General features: G+C 68.8%; 12 protein-coding genes. 5 read left to right on the top strand and 7 right to left on the bottom strand.

Annotated features, from left to right (window positions below; all coding sequences use genetic code 11):
• The 5 genes from CU254_RS28315 to CU254_RS28295 form a co-directional block, all read right to left on the bottom strand.
• The gene (locus CU254_RS28315; RefSeq protein WP_037715092.1) at positions 1-1,362 is read right to left on the bottom strand and encodes a UbiD family decarboxylase; all 1,362 of its coding nucleotides are present in this window, start codon (positions 1,360-1,362) and stop codon (positions 1-3) included.
• Positions 1,359-1,964 (bottom strand): UbiX family flavin prenyltransferase, encoded by a 606-nt coding sequence (locus tag CU254_RS28310; protein WP_009081551.1) that lies wholly within the window; start codon positions 1,962-1,964, stop codon positions 1,359-1,361. Before CU254_RS28310 ends, CU254_RS28315 begins: the two co-directional genes overlap by 4 nt.
• Before the next feature lie 9 nt (positions 1,965-1,973).
• Positions 1,974-3,335, bottom strand: a complete 1,362-nt coding sequence (locus tag CU254_RS28305) for a nucleobase:cation symporter-2 family protein (protein WP_063631968.1) — start codon at positions 3,333-3,335, stop codon at positions 1,974-1,976.
• A gap of 211 nt (positions 3,336-3,546) precedes the next feature.
• Positions 3,547-4,908 carry a nucleobase:cation symporter-2 family protein gene (locus tag CU254_RS28300; protein WP_100266904.1) on the bottom strand — a complete coding sequence of 454 codons (1,362 nt, stop codon included), beginning with the start codon at positions 4,906-4,908 and terminating at the stop codon, positions 3,547-3,549.
• 34 nt (positions 4,909-4,942) lie between these two features.
• Positions 4,943-6,349: an amidohydrolase family protein gene (locus CU254_RS28295; RefSeq protein WP_009081544.1), complete on the bottom strand. Its 1,407-nt coding sequence runs from the start codon at positions 6,347-6,349 to the stop codon at positions 4,943-4,945.
• 340 nt (positions 6,350-6,689) lie between these two features.
• On the opposite strand from CU254_RS28295, the gene CU254_RS28290 reads away from it, so the two are divergent.
• The gene (locus tag CU254_RS28290; RefSeq protein WP_009081542.1) at positions 6,690-7,673 is read left to right on the top strand and encodes an amidohydrolase family protein; all 984 of its coding nucleotides are present in this window, start codon (positions 6,690-6,692) and stop codon (positions 7,671-7,673) included.
• A gap of 22 nt (positions 7,674-7,695) precedes the next feature.
• Here the strand turns inward: CU254_RS28290 and CU254_RS28285 are convergent, their stop codons facing one another.
• Positions 7,696-8,691 (bottom strand): LacI family DNA-binding transcriptional regulator, encoded by a 996-nt coding sequence (locus CU254_RS28285; RefSeq protein ID WP_009081540.1) that lies wholly within the window; start codon positions 8,689-8,691, stop codon positions 7,696-7,698.
• Between the two features lie 82 nt (positions 8,692-8,773).
• On the opposite strand from CU254_RS28285, the gene pucD reads away from it, so the two are divergent.
• From pucD to CU254_RS28270, 3 genes are all read left to right on the top strand, one after another.
• Positions 8,774-11,074 (top strand): xanthine dehydrogenase subunit D, encoded by a 2,301-nt coding sequence (gene pucD / locus CU254_RS28280; protein WP_100266903.1) that lies wholly within the window; start codon positions 8,774-8,776, stop codon positions 11,072-11,074.
• A gap of 63 nt (positions 11,075-11,137) precedes the next feature.
• Positions 11,138-12,016, top strand: coding sequence for a xanthine dehydrogenase family protein subunit M (locus tag CU254_RS28275; protein WP_009081536.1), 879 nt, complete (start codon positions 11,138-11,140; stop codon positions 12,014-12,016).
• Complete coding sequence (locus tag CU254_RS28270; protein ID WP_009081535.1) at positions 12,007-12,492, top strand: (2Fe-2S)-binding protein; 486 nt, start codon at positions 12,007-12,009, stop codon at positions 12,490-12,492. Before CU254_RS28275 ends, CU254_RS28270 begins: the two co-directional genes overlap by 10 nt.
• Positions 12,493-13,328: 836 nt before the next feature.
• On the opposite strand, the gene CU254_RS28265 is transcribed toward CU254_RS28270, so the two are convergent.
• Positions 13,329-14,108 carry a PIG-L family deacetylase gene (locus CU254_RS28265; protein WP_009081532.1) on the bottom strand — a complete coding sequence of 260 codons (780 nt, stop codon included), beginning with the start codon at positions 14,106-14,108 and terminating at the stop codon, positions 13,329-13,331.
• A 208-nt stretch (positions 14,109-14,316) separates the two neighbouring features.
• Here CU254_RS28265 and CU254_RS28260 point away from each other — a divergent pair, with 208 nt between their 5' ends.
• On the top strand, positions 14,317-15,669 hold the full coding sequence (locus CU254_RS28260) for a TrpB-like pyridoxal phosphate-dependent enzyme (RefSeq protein ID WP_009081531.1): 1,353 nt from the start codon (positions 14,317-14,319) through the stop codon (positions 15,667-15,669).
• Positions 15,670-15,752: the final 83 nt, after the last annotated feature.

Genomic DNA, 15,752 nt, shown 5'->3' with positions numbered 1-15,752 from the left:
TTAAACGTTCCCGCCGAGGATCCGGCGAGCGTGCTGACGTGCTTCGTCCGAAACGACGATGCGGTTGCCGTCGAAGTGCGGGCCGCGGGTGGCGTCGAGGCCCATCCGGGACGTCGTGCCGTCGGACCCGGACGACGGGTCGAGCGGCGAACCGGGCAGACCGTCCACAGTGAACAAGTCCTGGTGCGGCTGGAAATGCGTGGCGAGCGCCCAGAGAACTTCGCTGTCGTCGGTGAGGTCGACGTCCTCGTCCACGGCGATCACGGTCTTCACGTACGGATCCCAGCCGAGCAGGCCGAGCATCACTTGCCGGGCTTGCCCGGGCCGCCGCTGGCGCAGCGCGACGTAACAGTGGAAGTGCGTGCCGGACGTCGGGTAGTGGACCGCGGTGACGTCCGGGAAACGAGCCTTGAGTTTCTCCGCCATTTCCGATTCCCGTGGCACGCGGGCGAGATTCAGGTGCTCGTCGGTGTTGCCTCCGACCACGTCGATGAGCATGGCGTCGTCGCGGCGCAGGATCGTTTGCACGCGGAGCACGTTGTTGGTCGAGCGATTCGAGGAATAGCCGGAGAATTCGCCGAACGGTCCCTCGTCCGCGTGCTCGGAGGCGTCGATCGTGCCCTCCAGCACGAAGTCCGACCAGGCCGGGACCCCGATGCCGTGCCGCGGGGTGCGCACGATTTCCAGCGGTTCGCCGAACAGTCCGCCGGCCACCGCGCGTTCGTCCACGTCGTAACCGACCCGCGCGGACGCGGCCAGCATGAACAGCGGATGCCCGCCGAGCACCATCGCGACCGGCATCGGCTCGCCGCGTTCGGCGTATTTCTGCAGCATCCGCCACAGATCGCCGCGCGAATGCAGACTCGTCGCCAATTCGGTGCGGGAATGCGGCATCGCCCGGTGATAACTCAGGTTGCCGACACCGGTGTCCGGATCCTCCGCGACGATGATTCCGCTGGTGACGTAAGGGGAGCGGTCGCTGGCGAAATGCCGCAGCATGGGGACGGTCGCCAAGTCGACCTCGGAAGTCACGTTGTCCAGCACCGGCCCGCTGTCGACTACCCGTGGCGGGACCGCCCGGAGAGCGCGCTGCTGGTACGCACTGTGCAAACCGGACGGTCCGGTTTCGAGCATGCGGGCGATCCGCTCCCGCGAAGCGAACATGTTGCTGACCACCGGAACGTCAAGTCCGGTCACCTTCCGGAACAGCACCATTTCGTGTCGTCCGGCCGCGGCGAGTTCGTAAATGACGCCGGTGACGCCCTCGTCGGCCGGGACGGGATCGTCGAGGACGAGCACGTCGTCGGGATGGTCGCGCAGGTACTGGTCAACGAATGCGTGGGGATCTTGCCGGTGGTTCACCGCGAAACTCCTTGCGAGGCGGGCGGCCCCTGCCAGCGCGCGAACAGGTCGTGCTCGATGCCGAACTGGTCGAGCACCTTGCCGGTCAGGTGGGCGAGGATGTCCTCAATGGACTCGGGCTGGTGGTAGAAGGCGGGGACCGGCGGCAGCACGGTCGCGCCCGCCTCGGTCACCGCCACCAGATTGCGCAGGTGCACGAGGCTCAACGGGGTTTCCCTGGCCACGAGCACGAGCGGACGGCGTTCTTTCAGCGTCACGTCGGCGGCGCGGACGAGCAGGTCGTCGCTGTAGCCGTGCGCGATGCCGGCGACGGTTTTCATCGAGCACGGCACGACGACCATGCCCATGGTGCGGAAGGAGCCGGACGCGATCGACGCGGCGATGTCCCCGCGCGCGTGGCGGACGTCGGCCAGCTCGGCGACCTCGCCGGGCGGAGTTCCGGTTTCGAGTTCGATAGTGCGGTGCGCGGCTCGCGACATGACCAGATGCGTTTCCACCGTGCCGAGCTTGCGCAGCGCGGTCAGCAGGTGGACGGCCAGGTGCGGGCCGCTGGCCCCGGTGATGCCGACGATCAGCCGGGGCCGCTGCGGTTCGGTGCCCATGACGTCCTTTCAGGACTGGGAAAGCTTCGCGGCGGGTTCGGGTCGCGCGATCGGCGCTTCCGGTTGTCGTTTCCGCCGGGCGAAGAAAAGCAGGTTCAGCAGAATCGCCAAGACAGTGCCGGTGGCCACGCCGCTCTTCAGGAAAACCTGTGCGGCGAACGGAAACTGCTTGTAGAAGTCCGGTGCGCCGGCCGGGATCAGCCCCACGCCCAGCGACAGCATGACGATCACGAGATTGCCGGTCTGGTTGAAGTCCACGCGGGACAGCAGCTGGATGCCGGACACCGTCAGCGCCGCGAACGTGGCGACCGCGGCCGCGCCGATGACCGGTTGCGGGATCGCCGCGATCACCCGGCCGACCGGTTGCACGACCCCGAAAACGATGAGGATCACGCCGCCGACCGCGACCGGATACCGGCTGCGCACCTTGGTCAGCGCGACGAGCCCGATGTTCTGGCCGAAGGTGGTGTAGGCGAAGCCGTTGAACACGCCGCTGAGCGCGGTGAGCAGGCCGTCCACGCGCAGCAGGTTCGCGATGTCGCGCGGCCCGACCTTCTTGCCGACCACCTGCCCGACGGCGAGCCCCTGTCCGGACGCCTCGACCATCAGCACGAAAACGATCACCAGGAACAGCAGAATCGACGGGATGTCGAAATGCAACGCTCCGTAATGCAGTGGTTTCAGCAAGCCGAATACGGGACCGTTGGCGACTCCGGCGAGACTGCCCAGCCCGGTCAGCCAGCCCACGATCGCGCCGACGGTCAGCGCGATCAGCATCGCGAGCTGGCCGAGCAGGCCGCGGAACACCCGGTAGAACACCGCGATCAGCGCGAGGGTGAACCCGGCGAGCGCGAGATTCGCGGGCGCACCGTAATTGTGCGCGGACGGATTGGAACCGGCGATGAGTTTCAGCCCGACCGGGATCAGCGTCAGCCCGATCAGCGTGATGACCGTGCCGGTGACGACCTCCGGGAACAGCTTGAGCAGTTTGCTGAACAACGGCGCGATCAGCACCCAGAGCACGCCGACCACGAGCAGCGAGCCATACACAGTGGACAGCCCCTGCGTGCTGCCGATCAGCACCATCGGGACGATTCCGTTGGACGCGGCCCCGACGACGAGCGGCATCCGGATGCCGAATTTCCAGACGCCGAGCGCCTGCAGCAGGGTGCCGATCCCGGCGAGCACCAGGTCGACGCTGACGAGATCGGCGATCTGCGCCTGCGGCAGCCCGAGCCCGGCGCCGACCACGATCGGCACCACGACGACGCCGGCGTACATCACGAGCACGTGCTGCAGACCGAGCAGCACCAGCGGACCGAATCGGGGACGTTCGTCCACGGGGGACGGGGGAGACGGGTGACTGGCCATGATTCCCTCACCTCGTTGGGCCGGCGGGGCCGGGGGAACGGCCGGGCCGGGCGGATCGCGGGGCGTCGCCGGAGCCGGACGGGCCTCCGGCGGCGATGACCCCCGGCCGCGCGCGAATCCTGCCGCCGCACCTACGGGGTTAGGGTGGTTCCGAAGCTTTTTCCTTCCCTGCAAGGAGTTTCGACTATGGTGCATCGGGATCCGCCGAGGGTCAATACCCGGGCGCGGCTTCCGGCCCGGGGCGCGGCGCCCGTTCGCGGCGGTTGAGCACGAGGTTCAGCAGGAACGCCGCGATGCCGCCGGCCGCGATCCCGCTCGTCAGTACCGTCTGCACCACAACGGGCAGATGTTGGTAAAACTCCGGCGCGCCGACCGGCAGGAGACCGAAGCCGAACGAGATGGCGACGATCAGGATGTTGCGGCCGTTGCTGAGATCCGCCTGGCTCATGATGCGCAGCCCGACCGCTCCGACGGTGCCGAACATGACCACGCCGACGCCGCCGAGCACCGGTCCGGGCAGCGACGCGACGGCCGCGCCGAGTTTCGGCACCAGGCTCATCAGAACCAGCACCGCGCCCGCGGTGGCGACCACGAACCGGCTCATCACCTTCGTGATGCTGACCAGGCCGACGTTCTCGCCGAAGGTGACGACGGTGAACGAGCCGAACACCCCGGCGAACGCGGTGCCGATGCCGTCCGCGCGCAGCGCCCGCGAAATCTCGGGCGGGCCGACCTCGCGGCCGACGATCTGCCCGATGGCGAGCGTGTCGCCGGTCGATTCCACCATGTTCACCAGCTGCACGATGATCATCGGCAGCAAGGCCGACACGGCGAACGTCGGCAGGCCGAATTCGAACGGCTTCACGACGCCGACCCAATCCGCGTGCCCGACCGAGCTGAAGTCCGCCATGCCGAGCGGAATCGCCACGACCGTGCCGACGGCCAGCGCGATGAGGATCGCGAAGCGGCGCACCGCGGGCGGGGCGAACCGTTCCAGGCACACGGTCAGCACGATGGTGCCCAGCCCGAGAATCAGCCGCCCGGCCGAACCGTGGTCGGCCGCGCCGGGATTGGACCCGGCGATCAGCGTCGCGGTGGAGGGCAGCAGCGAGAACCCGATGATCGCGATGATCGTCCCGGTCACGATCGGCGGGAAGAACCGGATCAGCTTGCTGAACCACGGCGCGACCAGCCAGGTCAGCAGGCCGGCCACGATCGTCGCGCCGAAGACCGCGGGCAGCCCGGCCTCCTTGCCGACGATGATCGCCGGCGTGATGCCGGTGAAGGTCGAGCCCATCACGATCGGCAGCCGGACGCCGACGTTGCCGATCCCGAGCGTCTGCAGCAGCGTCGCGACGCCGCTGACCAGCACGTTCGCCGTGACGAGCGTGGCGATCTGCGCGGTGGACAGGCCGACGCCGAGCCCGATCAGCAGCGGGACGGTGACCATTCCGGAGTAGGCGACCAGCAGGTGCTGCATGCCGAGCGGGAGCAGCTGCCGGAACCGGGGGACGGTGTCGACCGCGTCGCGGGTCGTGGTTTCGGCTCGGGTGGTGCGCGGACGGAATCGCATGGTTTCCTCCACAGCGGGGAAGGGGGAGCGCGGATCACCGCGCCCAGGGAGTGAGCAGTCCGCCCATGCCGCTCCGCTCGAGCAGCCGGGCCGCGTGCCGTTCCGCCTCGTCGGCGGCGGCCGCTTCGTCGACGCGGACGCACTGTCCGGCGCGGTAGACGATCTCGCCGCCCACGATCGTCAGCTCCACATCGGACCCGCGGGCGGAGTAGACGAGGGCGGCGACAGCCCGGTGCACCGGGCGCACGTGCGGACGGTCGAGCGCGGTCACGATGACGTCGGCGAGTTTGCCCTCGCTGAGGACGCCCGCGTCGATTCCGGCGTAACGGGCCCCCTCGCGGGTGGCCATTTCCAGCGCGTCCTCGGCCCGCAACGCCGTCGGGTCCAAAGTGGCCGTTCGCTGGCCGAAGACGCTGAGTTTCATTGCCTCGAAAAGATCTTGCCGATGGCCGCAGCTCGGACCGTCGGTGCCCAGCGCGACCGGGACGTGCTGCTTTCGCATGCTCGCGATCCGCGCGGTGCCAGAAGCGAGGTAGCCGTTGGACGCCGGGTTGTGCGAGACCCCCGCGCCGGTGGCTGCGACCTGCTCGATTTCGGCTTCGTCGAGCCAGATCGCGTGCGCGAGCGTGGCCCGTTCGTCGAGCAGGCCTTCCTTCGCGAGCCATTCGACCGGACGGACCCCGTGGGTTTCGAGGTAGCTGACCGGATCGGTGGTGCTCTCGCAGCAATGGGTGTGCCAGCGAGTGCCGAATTCCCGGGCGAGTTCGACCGTCCGGCGGACGAGTTTCTGCTCCACGTAACAGAGGTTGAGCGCGGCGGGCCAGACGGCGACCTTCGAACTCGGCGGCCGGTGCTGCATCGCCTCGCGCGTGATCGCGAATTCGTCCTCGGTCGAGTAACGGAACAATTCGATCGGCTGGCCGCGCCGGTCGGCGATTTCGGTGCGTTCGCCGAGCATGCCGCGCGCGACCGCACCGCGAAGCCCGGCCTTCTCGATGACGTCCGCGACGGCGAGCGTCGTTTCGAGATCGCTTGGCGCGTAATGGTTGTCGATCACCGTGGTGATGCCGGCCCGCAACGCTTCCACCGCGCCGAGCCTCGCCCCGGCCACCGCTTCGGGTCCGGTGATCGCGATCGAATACGGCCACATGAATTCGCACAGCCAGGGCACGATCGACATGCCTTCGCCGAGCCCGCGAGCGAGGGCTTGGTAGAGGTGGTTGTGCCCGTCGACCAGGCCGGGCAGCACTGCTTTGCCGCGGCAGTCGACGACCTCGGCGGCGCGCCAGCGCTCGGCGCCCGGCCCTTCGCCGACGCCGGCGATGCGGTCGCCGATGATCGCGACGTGGCCGCTGGAGTGGACAGTGCGCTGGTCGTCGACGGTCACCACGGTGCCGCCGGTCAGCAGGAGATCGCAGGGTTCGGGTTCCGCAGCCGACATCGGGCCGCCCTTCCCCGGGCGGGGTCGGACCCGGCCCGGCGGTCGTCTCCAGCGCGCGGCTGGAGGCACTTGGCCGAACGGTTGGCCCGAAACGGGAGGTCACCGGCGCCCGGCAGCACCGCCGGGTCGTTCAATGCAAAGCCCTCCGGCGGCCGGTGTCAAGAGCGCGCTTCGGAAAAGTCTTGCCGCGCAACGCATCCGGCGATCATGTGTTGACAGCGGGCAGCGAAGGTGCTGGACTCGGTTGCGCCGGAGCGCGGATCGCGCTTCCGGGTCCCGTAGGTGCGGTGAAGCGCGGCCGGGGAGTCCTTTACTCAAGTCTTGCGTAAGGAGACATCCGGTGATTATCGATACCCATGTCCATCCGACGAATCTCGTCGACGAAGCCTGGCGGCACACCGGAACCCCGTTCACCGGCGAGCGCACGCTGGAGATGATGGACGGTCCATTCTGGATCAACGGCAAGCCGCGGCGCGTGGACGTCAGCTGCATCATGCCGCCTCCGGGGAACACGACCTGGCGCGAGGGCAACAAAACCGGCCGCGAAGGAATCCGCGAATACCAGGCGTACGTGACCTCGCTGGTGCAGCAGTACCCGGACCGGTTCGTCGGCAACTTCATGTACAACCCGCGGTTCGGGCCGGAAAACGGCGCGGCGGAGCTGGCCTTCCACGTGAAGGAATACGGCTACAAAATGCTGAAGCTGCACGCGAACATGCACTCCTACCGCCCGGACCGGGCACTCGACTGGCTGCGGCCGGTGATGCGCGTGTGCGACGAGCTCGGCGTGATCGTGCTGATCCACACCGGGGACGGGCCGTACTCGATCCCGACCCAGTTCTACCCGATCATCCGCGAATTCCCGAACGTCACGTTCATTCTCGGCCATTTCGGCATCCAGACCGGCGGCGTCTACTGTTTCGAGGCGTTCTGGATGATCCAGGACTCGCCGAACGTGATCGGCGAATCGGGCTGGCTGCTGCAGTCGCGGATCGTCGAATTCGCCAAGGAGATGAAGAAGAGCGACCTGGTCTTCGGCACCGATTCGCCGCCGAACGAGCCCGGCATGTGGGCGCGCGAGCTGGAAGTGCTGTGCCACCAGCCGCCGCAGGGCCTGAATCTGTCCGAGGACGACCTGGAGGGCTACCTCGGCAACAACATGGCCAAGCTGCTCGGCCTCGCGCCGACGCCGCCGCCGAAGGACAAGGCGGAAGCGGAAGCGTATTTGCGCGGGGACATTCCGCAGGCCTCCGCGGCGAATACGCACGCGTCGCATTACCTCGGCTACACGCCGTCGGCGTGGGCAGAGGCCGCCAACTCCTGATTCGTTCGCGCTGGCTGCGGGGTCAGTCGCACCCGCAGCTGGCGCGCGCGGTCAGGCGGACGTCGAGGATCCGGTCTTCCGGCTGGGCGTTCTCCCTTAGCTGATCCAGAGTGGACACCGCGGCGTCGGCGAACTCGTCGAAGGAATGCCCGGCGGTGGACAGCGGCGGCCAGCTGTGCGCGGCGGCGTCGGTGCCGCCGAAGCCCATCACGGCAAGGTCTTTCGGGACTTTCAAGCCGAGTTCCGCCGCCACCGTGAGGGTGTCGAGCGCCAGCCCGTCCGCCGTCGCCATGATCGCGCGCGGCCGCTCGGGAGACTGCAGCCACCCCCGGATGTCCGCCCGTGCGGCGTGCCGATCCAGGCCGGTGCGGACGACGTTGGCCGCGCTCCTTTTCGCCGTCCGCATCGCCTCGGCCCAGCCCCGCGCCCGATCGGCCACCGGACCGGACCGCGCGGTGCCGGTGAGACAGCCGATCTCGCGGTAGCCGTGCCCGAGCAGGTGCTCGGTGGTCATCCGCCCGCCGGCCTTGTTGTCCAGCACGACGGACGGCGCCGCGCTGCCGGACGGCGCGTGGTGGTGCAGGTAGACGACCGGAACGTCCAAAGTGGAGTGCGTCGCGGCCGCCCCGGCGATCTCGGCGCGCACCAGCAGCAGGCCGTCCACGCGCATGTTCGCCAGTGATTCGGCGTACCGCAGCTCCTGTTCCCGGGAGAACGCCGAATTCCCCAGCAGCACCAGGGATCCACGCGCGAACGCGGCCCGCTCGACCGCGTGGGTGAGCTGGGTGAAGTAGCCCTCGCTGCTGTCCGGCACGACCAGTCCGAGCACGTTGCTGCGCGTGGACCGCAGCGCCCTCGCGACGAGATTCGGCCGGTACCCGAGTTCGGCGATCGCCCGTTCGACCCGCTCGCGCGTGGCGGGCGCGACCGGCCGCGGGCCGTTGTTGAGCACGTAGCTGACCACGGCCGGCGAGGTGCCCGCCAGCCGCGCGACGTCGTCCCGGGTGACCCGCTGCATGCGCCAGACGATACCCGAAGAGCCGTTGACAGTCCCGATCTACACGTGTTGACTCCCGTGGGTCGGCTAAGCAGGAAAGCTGGTGGTCACTGTGGACTCGCTGGTACGCGCCGCGGAAACCGGGAAAGCCGCCGGGGTGGGCGAAAGCGCCCTCCGGCCGGACGGCGCCGCCAAGGTGACCGGCCGGTTCGCCTATTCGTCGGATCTGTGGATCGAGGGCATGGTCTGGGCGACCACGCTGCGCAGCCCGTACGCGGCCGCGCGGATCCGGTCCATTGACACGAGCAAGGCGCTCGCCCAGCCTGGGGTGCACGCCGTGCTCACCCACGAGGACGTGCCCGGTGCGAAGACGTACGGAATGAAAACCGCCGACCAGCCGGTCCTCGCCGTCGACGAGGTCCGCTACCACGGCGAACCGGTGGCGCTGGTCGCCGCCGACGATCCGGAAACCGCCCGCCAGGCGGCGAAACTGATCGTCGTCGAGTACGAACCGCTGACCCCGGTCACCGACCCGATGACGGTGCTGGACGAGGGCGTCCGCCCCGTCCATCCGGACGGAAACCTGGTCCGGCACGTGAAAATCCGCCACGGGGACATGGTGAAAGCCCGCGCCGAGGCGGAGGTCGTGGTCACCGGCGAGTACGAAGTCGGCATGCAGGACCAGGCTTTCCTTGGTCCGGAATCCGGCCTGGCGATTCCTTCCGAAGACGGCGGCGTCGAACTTTACGTTTCCTCGCAGTGGCTGCACAAAGACCTGGAGCAATTGGCTCCTTGCCTTGGTCTGCCGCCGGAAAAAGTGCGCCTGACCCTGGCCGGCGTGGGCGGTGCCTTCGGCGGACGAGAAGACCTCTCCGTCCACGTGCACGCCTGCATGCTCGCCCTGCGCCTCGGCCGTCCGGTGAAGATGTCGTACAACCGCTACGAATCCTTCTTCGGTCACGTGCACCGCCATCCGGCCAAGATGCGCTACGAACACGGCGCGACCAAGGACGGCCGCTTGGTCTACGTCAAAGCCCGCCTGGTTTTGGACGGTGGTGCCTACACTTCAACTTCGCCGGTGGTCATCGCCAACGCGTGTTACTTCGTCACCGGCGCATACGACGTCCCGAACGCCGAAATCGACGGCCTGGCGGTGTTCACCAACAACCCGCCCTGCGGTGCGATGCGCGGCTTCGGCGCCGTCCAATCGGCCTACGGGTGCGAGTCCAATATGGACAAACTGGCGCAGGCGTTGGGCATGGACCCGATGGAATTGCGCCTCCGCAACGCCATGACCACCGGTACTGTCCTGCCCACCGGGCAAGCCGTCGACGGTCCCGCTCCCGTCGCGGAACTGCTGCAAGCCCTCCGGGACCGGCCGCTGCCGCCAGCCGGTTCTCTGGATTTGCTTTCCCTGCCTGGCGGAGCCGCCAACACGACGCACGGCGAGGGGGTGCGTCGCGGAGTCGGCTACGCGGTCGGGGTGAAAGCGATCGGCTACTCGGGAGGCGTCGACGACATCTCGACGGCCAGGGTCGCCTTGTCCGTCGTGAACGGCGCCCCGGTCGTCTCGGTGCACACCGCCGCCGCGGAATGCGGACAAGGCGTCACCACGGTGCAGGCGCAGGTGGCGAGCACGGAATTGGGCGTCTCCCGGGTAGTCGTCCTCCCCGCCGACACCCAGGTCGGCGACGCAGGTTCCGCATCCGCTTCCCGCATGACGTGGATGTCGACCGGCGCTGTGCAGGGTGCCTGCCGCTACCTCGCCCGCGAACTCCTGCGCCGCGGTTCGGGCGTTTCGTTGGGCAACGACCAAGTCCTGGACAGCGTCGGACGCCCAGTGTGCTCCATCGCCGACGTGCTGGGTTCGGACACGCTTGAGCACACCTTCGAATACCACCACCGTCCGACCCAAGGCATCGACCCGGAAACCGGGCAGGGCAACGCACACATCGCGTTCGCCTTCGCTGCCCATCGAGCGGTGGTGGACGTGGACGTCGAACTGGGTTTGGTGAAGGTGGTCGAACTGGCGACCGCGCAGGACGTCGGCAAGGCGATGAACCCGCTCGCCGTGGAAGGGCAGATCGAAGGCGGCAGCGTCCAGGGCCTGGGGTTGGCGTTGATGGAGGAAATCCTGGTCGACCGCGAGGGCCGGGTGCGGAACCCGTCCTTCACGGACTACCTGATCCCCACGGTGCTGGACGTCCCGCCGATGCCGATCAGCCTGTTCGAATTCCCGCACCCGGACTCGCCGTACGGGTTGAACGGCGTGGGGGAGCCGCCGACGCTGTCCTCGACTCCCGCGATCCTGAACGCCCTCCGCTCCGCGACCGGCTTGCCGCTGCCGAACGCGCCCATCCGGCCGGACGACATCGCTCTGGCCGGGGGCCGCGCCGCTTCGTGAGCGTCGGCCAGTCTTTTTCGTACCCGTCCCTGACCGGCAGCCCGCCTCCCGGAGGTGCTCCCCGTGGATTTCCTGAGCCCGTCGACCTGGGCCGAAGCCCTGGCCGCCAAGTCCGCCCGCCCGGACGCCGTCCCGTTGGCGGGCGGCACCGACGTCCTGGTCGAACTCAACTTCGACCACCGCCGCCCGCCTGCCCTGCTCGACCTCACCCGCGTCGCCGACCTGACCGAATGGACGGAGAAGGACGGTCGAATCCGCCTGGGCGCAGGCGTGTCGTACACGCGCATCATCACCGAACTGGGCACCCGCCTCCCCGGCCTGGCGATGGCGAGCCGCACCGTCGGCTCCCCGCAAATCCGCAACCGAGGCACCGTCGGCGGAAACTTAGGAGCGGCTTCGCCCGCCGGTGACACCCACCCCATGCTCCTGGCCTGCAACGCGACCATCGAGGCCGCGTCGGTCCGCGGCACCCGGATGATTCCCGCGACCGAGTTCTACCAAGGCGTCAAACGCAACGCACTGGCTCCGGACGAGCTGATCGCCGCCATCCACCTCCCGGTCGCGACCGGCCCGCAACAGTTCGCGAAAGTCGGGACCCGCAACGCGATGGTCATCGCAGTGTGCTCCTTCGCCCTGGACCTCGCTCCCGAGACGGGTTGGGTAGGCGCGGCAGTCGGTTCGGCCGCCCCGACCCCGCGCCGAGCCACCGCCGCCGAAGACTTCCTCCGCGACGCCCTGGCCGACGCGTGGACCTCCCGCTCCCCGCTGCCGGACCCCGTCGTGCGCCGCTTCGGCGAACTGGCCGCGAGCGCCGCGTCCCCGATCGACGACGTCCGGGGCAGCGCCGACTACCGCATGCACGCGATCGCCGTACTGGCCCGCCGGACGTTGAGCTGGGCCTGGGAAGACTATCGGAAAGGCGGGCAGCCGAAATGCGCCTGAACCTCACTGTCAATGACGAACCGCGCACCGTCGACGACGTTTGGGAGGGCCAGAGCCTCCTCTTCGTCCTGCGCGACCAACTCGGCCTGCCCGGCTCGAAGAACGCCTGCGAACAAGGCGAATGCGGTTCGTGCACGGTGTATTTGGACGGTACGCCAGTGTGCTCCTGCCTGGTCGCCGCAGGCCAAGCCGAGGGCAGGGAAGTCCGCACCGTAGAAGGCCTAGCGAACGGTGACCAACTGGACGCGGTACAGCAATCCTTCATCGACGCCGGAGCGGTGCAATGCGGCTTCTGCACGCCGGGGTTGATCGTCGCCGCACACGAACTAGTGCACCGCGTGGCCGCCCCCACCGATCCGGAGATCCGGGAGGCTTTGGCAGGAAACCTCTGCCGGTGCACCGGGTACGAGAAAATCCTGGACGCAGTCCGCCTGGCCTCGGCCCGGGTTGGGGAGGGGGGAACGGCTCCCGCGTGATGCTGCGCAAGCAACTCGACGCACGCCCTGCGGCGAGCTGTGAACACTTCCGCGTGCCCCCGCTCCACGTCAACCCGAGCCGGGTTAGGCCGGACGCACGCAAACGGCCGTCGGCGGCGGCTCGGACTAGGCCATGCCCCACGCCGCTGGCCCGTGACCTCGCCCAGCTTGCGTCGCGGCGGCTGGCAGTGACTGTTCAGGACTAGGCCGGGTCGCACCGCTGGCACCTGACGTTGCCCTGTTTATGTCGCGGTGGCCTGCCGATGCCCGTGCCTGCCCGCGCGCATGGGAACGGTCGTGGGTAGCTGCTCAGGACAGGCCCTGCCACTCCCCACACTGCTCGCACCCCACTTCGCCCTGCCCGCGTCGCGGCGACATGCCGATGCCGTGCCCGCCTGCAGGCATGGAAACGGCCGTCGGTGTCTGCTCACGGCGAGGCTCTGCCTGGCGCGCGACTTCGCCCTGTCTGCGTCGCAGTGGCAGGCCGATGCCATGTCTTCCTTCAGGCATGGAAACAGCCGTCGACAACTGCTCATGGTCAGGGCCCTGCCTGGCACGCGATCTCGCCCGGCCTGCGTTGCGGCGGCAGGCCGATGCCGTGTCTGCCTGCAGGCATGGAACCGGTCGTCGGCACCTGCTCACGGCCAGGCCCTGCCTGGCGCGCGACCTCGCCGTGTCCGCGTCGCGGTGGCATGCCAGTGCCCGTCCGCACGCATCCTCCGGCCCACGACACAACCACCGTCGGTGACCGGTCACGACGGAGCCAGCACCAAGCCCGCCGCGGCTGGCGCACTCCGCCAGCGACTACGGCTCACCCCGGCCCGGTCACCAGCCGGTCAGAGGCCCTTCACCAGATCCGTCTCCGTCACCCCCGGTCCCTGTCCCTCCCGGATGAACCATTCCGTCCCGAACGCCTCGCCGAACTTGTCGTCCGGCAGGGCCAGGAAGAACGACTCCTCGCTGATCTGGCTCCGGTGCGCCCGCATCGCCGCCCGCTTCGCCTTCAGGTATGCCGTGACGTCTACCTCGGCGGTCAACTCGGCTTCCGGTTTGCCGATGATCATCTCCTCGTCCGGACCGCTTTCCTCGCCCGCTGCCCGCAGCGCTTCGGCGGCTCGGCGAATCTGGTCGCGGTTCGCCGAACCTTGGTAGACCCGCGGCGTGCCCGCGAGTTCGGCCGCGCGCACGCCGACTCGGTGGACCTGGATGTGGTCCGGGTGGCCGTAGACGCCGAAGTCGTCGTACACCGTCAGCACGTCGGCCGACTCCTCGCGCAGGATCGTCGCCAGCCGCTCCGCCGCTTCTTCGATCGGCGCGCTCCAGAACGTGTCCGGGCCGTCGTTCGACGGGTCGCCCATCATGCCGGAGTCCTGGTATCCCAAGAACTCCACCCGTGAGACGCCCAGCACCTCGGCCGCCGCGTGCGTCTCCTTCACCCGGCGTTCCGCGAGCTGTTCGCCGTCGTCGAGCAGACCCTCGGGGATCTCTCCCTTTTCTCCGCGCGTGGCCACCACGAGCACCACCCGGTGCCCTTCGTCGGCCGCCTTGCGCATCACGCCGCCCGTCATGATCGCCTCGTCGTCGGGATGAGCGTGGAACGTCACCAATGTCGCCATGCCACCGAACCTACCGGCGCCCACCGACAAAAACCGGCGCCCGCCGGAAACCGTTTCCGGAGAATCCGCCACACCCTCCATTGTGGACAGGTCGCCCACATGGGTGGACCTGCGGCTTTATCGGCGCGAGGGGTCCCCTCGCGCGCTCCGGCGCTTGGCTTCTCCCGCCGCCCGGCTTACGTTGGGGTCCGCGGACCGAGGAGGCGTCATGGCAGAACGGACGAAATACATCCTGGACGAGGCCGATCTCCCGACGCAGTGGTACAACGTGGTGCCGGACCTGCCCGAGCCGCCGCCTCCGCCGCTGCACCCGGGAACCCGCGAGCCCGTCGGGCCCGCGGACCTGGCTCCGCTGTTCCCGCAGGCGCTCATCGAGCAGGAAGTCAGCACCGAGCGCTACCTCGACATCCCCGAGGAAGTCCGGGACGTCTACCGGCTCTGGCGTCCGTCCCCGCTCTACCGCGCCCGCCGGCTGGAGAAGGCGCTCGGGACCCCGGCCCGGATCTACTACAAGTACGAGGGCGTCAGCCCGGTCGGCTCGCACAAGCCGAACACCGCTGTGCCGCAGGCGTTCTACAACGCGGCCGAGGGCGTCACGCGGCTCACCACCGAGACCGGCGCCGGGCAGTGGGGCAGCGCGCTAGCATTCGCGTGCGCGACGTTCGGGTTGTCCTGCGAGGTCTGGCAGGTGCGGGCGTCGTACGACCAGAAGCCGTACCGCAAGCTGATGATGGAGACCTTCGGCGCGCAGGTGTACCCGAGTCCATCGGACCGCACTGCCGCCGGCCGGGCGATCCTGGCGGAGAACCCGCAGTCGACGGGCAGCCTCGGGATCGCGATCAGCGAGGCCGTCGAGCAGGCCGCGGCGGACCCGGGCGCGCGGTACGCGCTAGGCAGCGTGCTCAACCACGTGCTGCTGCACCAGACGGTGATCGGCGAGGAAGCGCTGCGGCAGTTCGAACTGGCCGGCGACACTCCCGATGTGCTCGTCGGCTGCACCGGCGGCGGCTCCAACTTCGGCGGGCTGGCTTTCCCGTTCCTGCGGGAAAAACTGGCCGGCCGGCTGAACCCGGTGATCCGCGCGGTCGAACCGGCGGCGTGTCCGACCCTCACCCGCGGCCGCTACGCCTACGACTTCGGCGACACTGCGGGCCTCACGCCGCTGCTGAAAATGCACACGCTCGGCCACGGCTTCATCCCGGACCCGATCCACGCCGGAGGCCTGCGCTACCACGGGATGTCGCCGCTGATCTCGCACATCTACGAACTGGGCCTCATCGAGGCGCTCGCGATCGGCCAGCAGGAATGTTTCGCTGCCGGGGTGCAGTTCGCCCGCACGGAAGGCATCATTCCCGCGCCCGAGCCGACGCACGCGTTGGCCGCGTGCATTCAAGAAGCGTTGCGCTGCAAGGAGACCGGCGAGGAAAAGGTGATCCTGACGGCGCTCTGCGGACACGCGCACCTCGACCTGCCCGCGTACGGCGCGTATCTGGCGGGGGAGATGGTGGACAACGAACTTCCGGACGCGGCGCTGGAGGAATCGTTGGCGGCGCTTCCCTGAGTGCAGGATCGGGTCGGCTGGCACGGGAAAGCAGAAGGGAGTGATGGGCGAGGATTGGTTGACAGGCGATCGCTAGGCGGGCC

Source organism: Amycolatopsis sp. AA4, from assembly GCF_002796545.1.
Classification (GTDB): domain Bacteria; phylum Actinomycetota; class Actinomycetes; order Mycobacteriales; family Pseudonocardiaceae; genus Amycolatopsis.
This window is presented reverse-complemented; position numbering and strand designations above follow the sequence as displayed.

Bases quoted from the DNA above. Each gene is read 5' to 3' on its own strand.
- CU254_RS28310 (WP_009081551.1), bottom strand. From the start codon at position 1,964: ATGGGCACCGAACCGCAGCGGCCCCGGCTGATCGTCGGCATCACCGGG.
- CU254_RS28305 (WP_063631968.1), bottom strand. From the start codon at position 3,335: ATGGCCAGTCACCCGTCTCCCCCGTCCCCCGTGGACGAACGTCCCCGA.
- CU254_RS28300 (WP_100266904.1), bottom strand. From the start codon at position 4,908: ATGCGATTCCGTCCGCGCACCACCCGAGCCGAAACCACGACCCGCGAC.
- CU254_RS28295 (WP_009081544.1), bottom strand. From the start codon at position 6,349: ATGTCGGCTGCGGAACCCGAACCCTGCGATCTCCTGCTGACCGGCGGC.
- CU254_RS28285 (WP_009081540.1), bottom strand. From the start codon at position 8,691: ATGCAGCGGGTCACCCGGGACGACGTCGCGCGGCTGGCGGGCACCTCG.
- CU254_RS28270 (WP_009081535.1), top strand. From the start codon at position 12,007: ATGCGCCTGAACCTCACTGTCAATGACGAACCGCGCACCGTCGACGAC.
- CU254_RS28265 (WP_009081532.1), bottom strand. From the start codon at position 14,108: ATGGCGACATTGGTGACGTTCCACGCTCATCCCGACGACGAGGCGATC.
- CU254_RS28260 (WP_009081531.1), top strand. From the start codon at position 14,317: ATGGCAGAACGGACGAAATACATCCTGGACGAGGCCGATCTCCCGACG.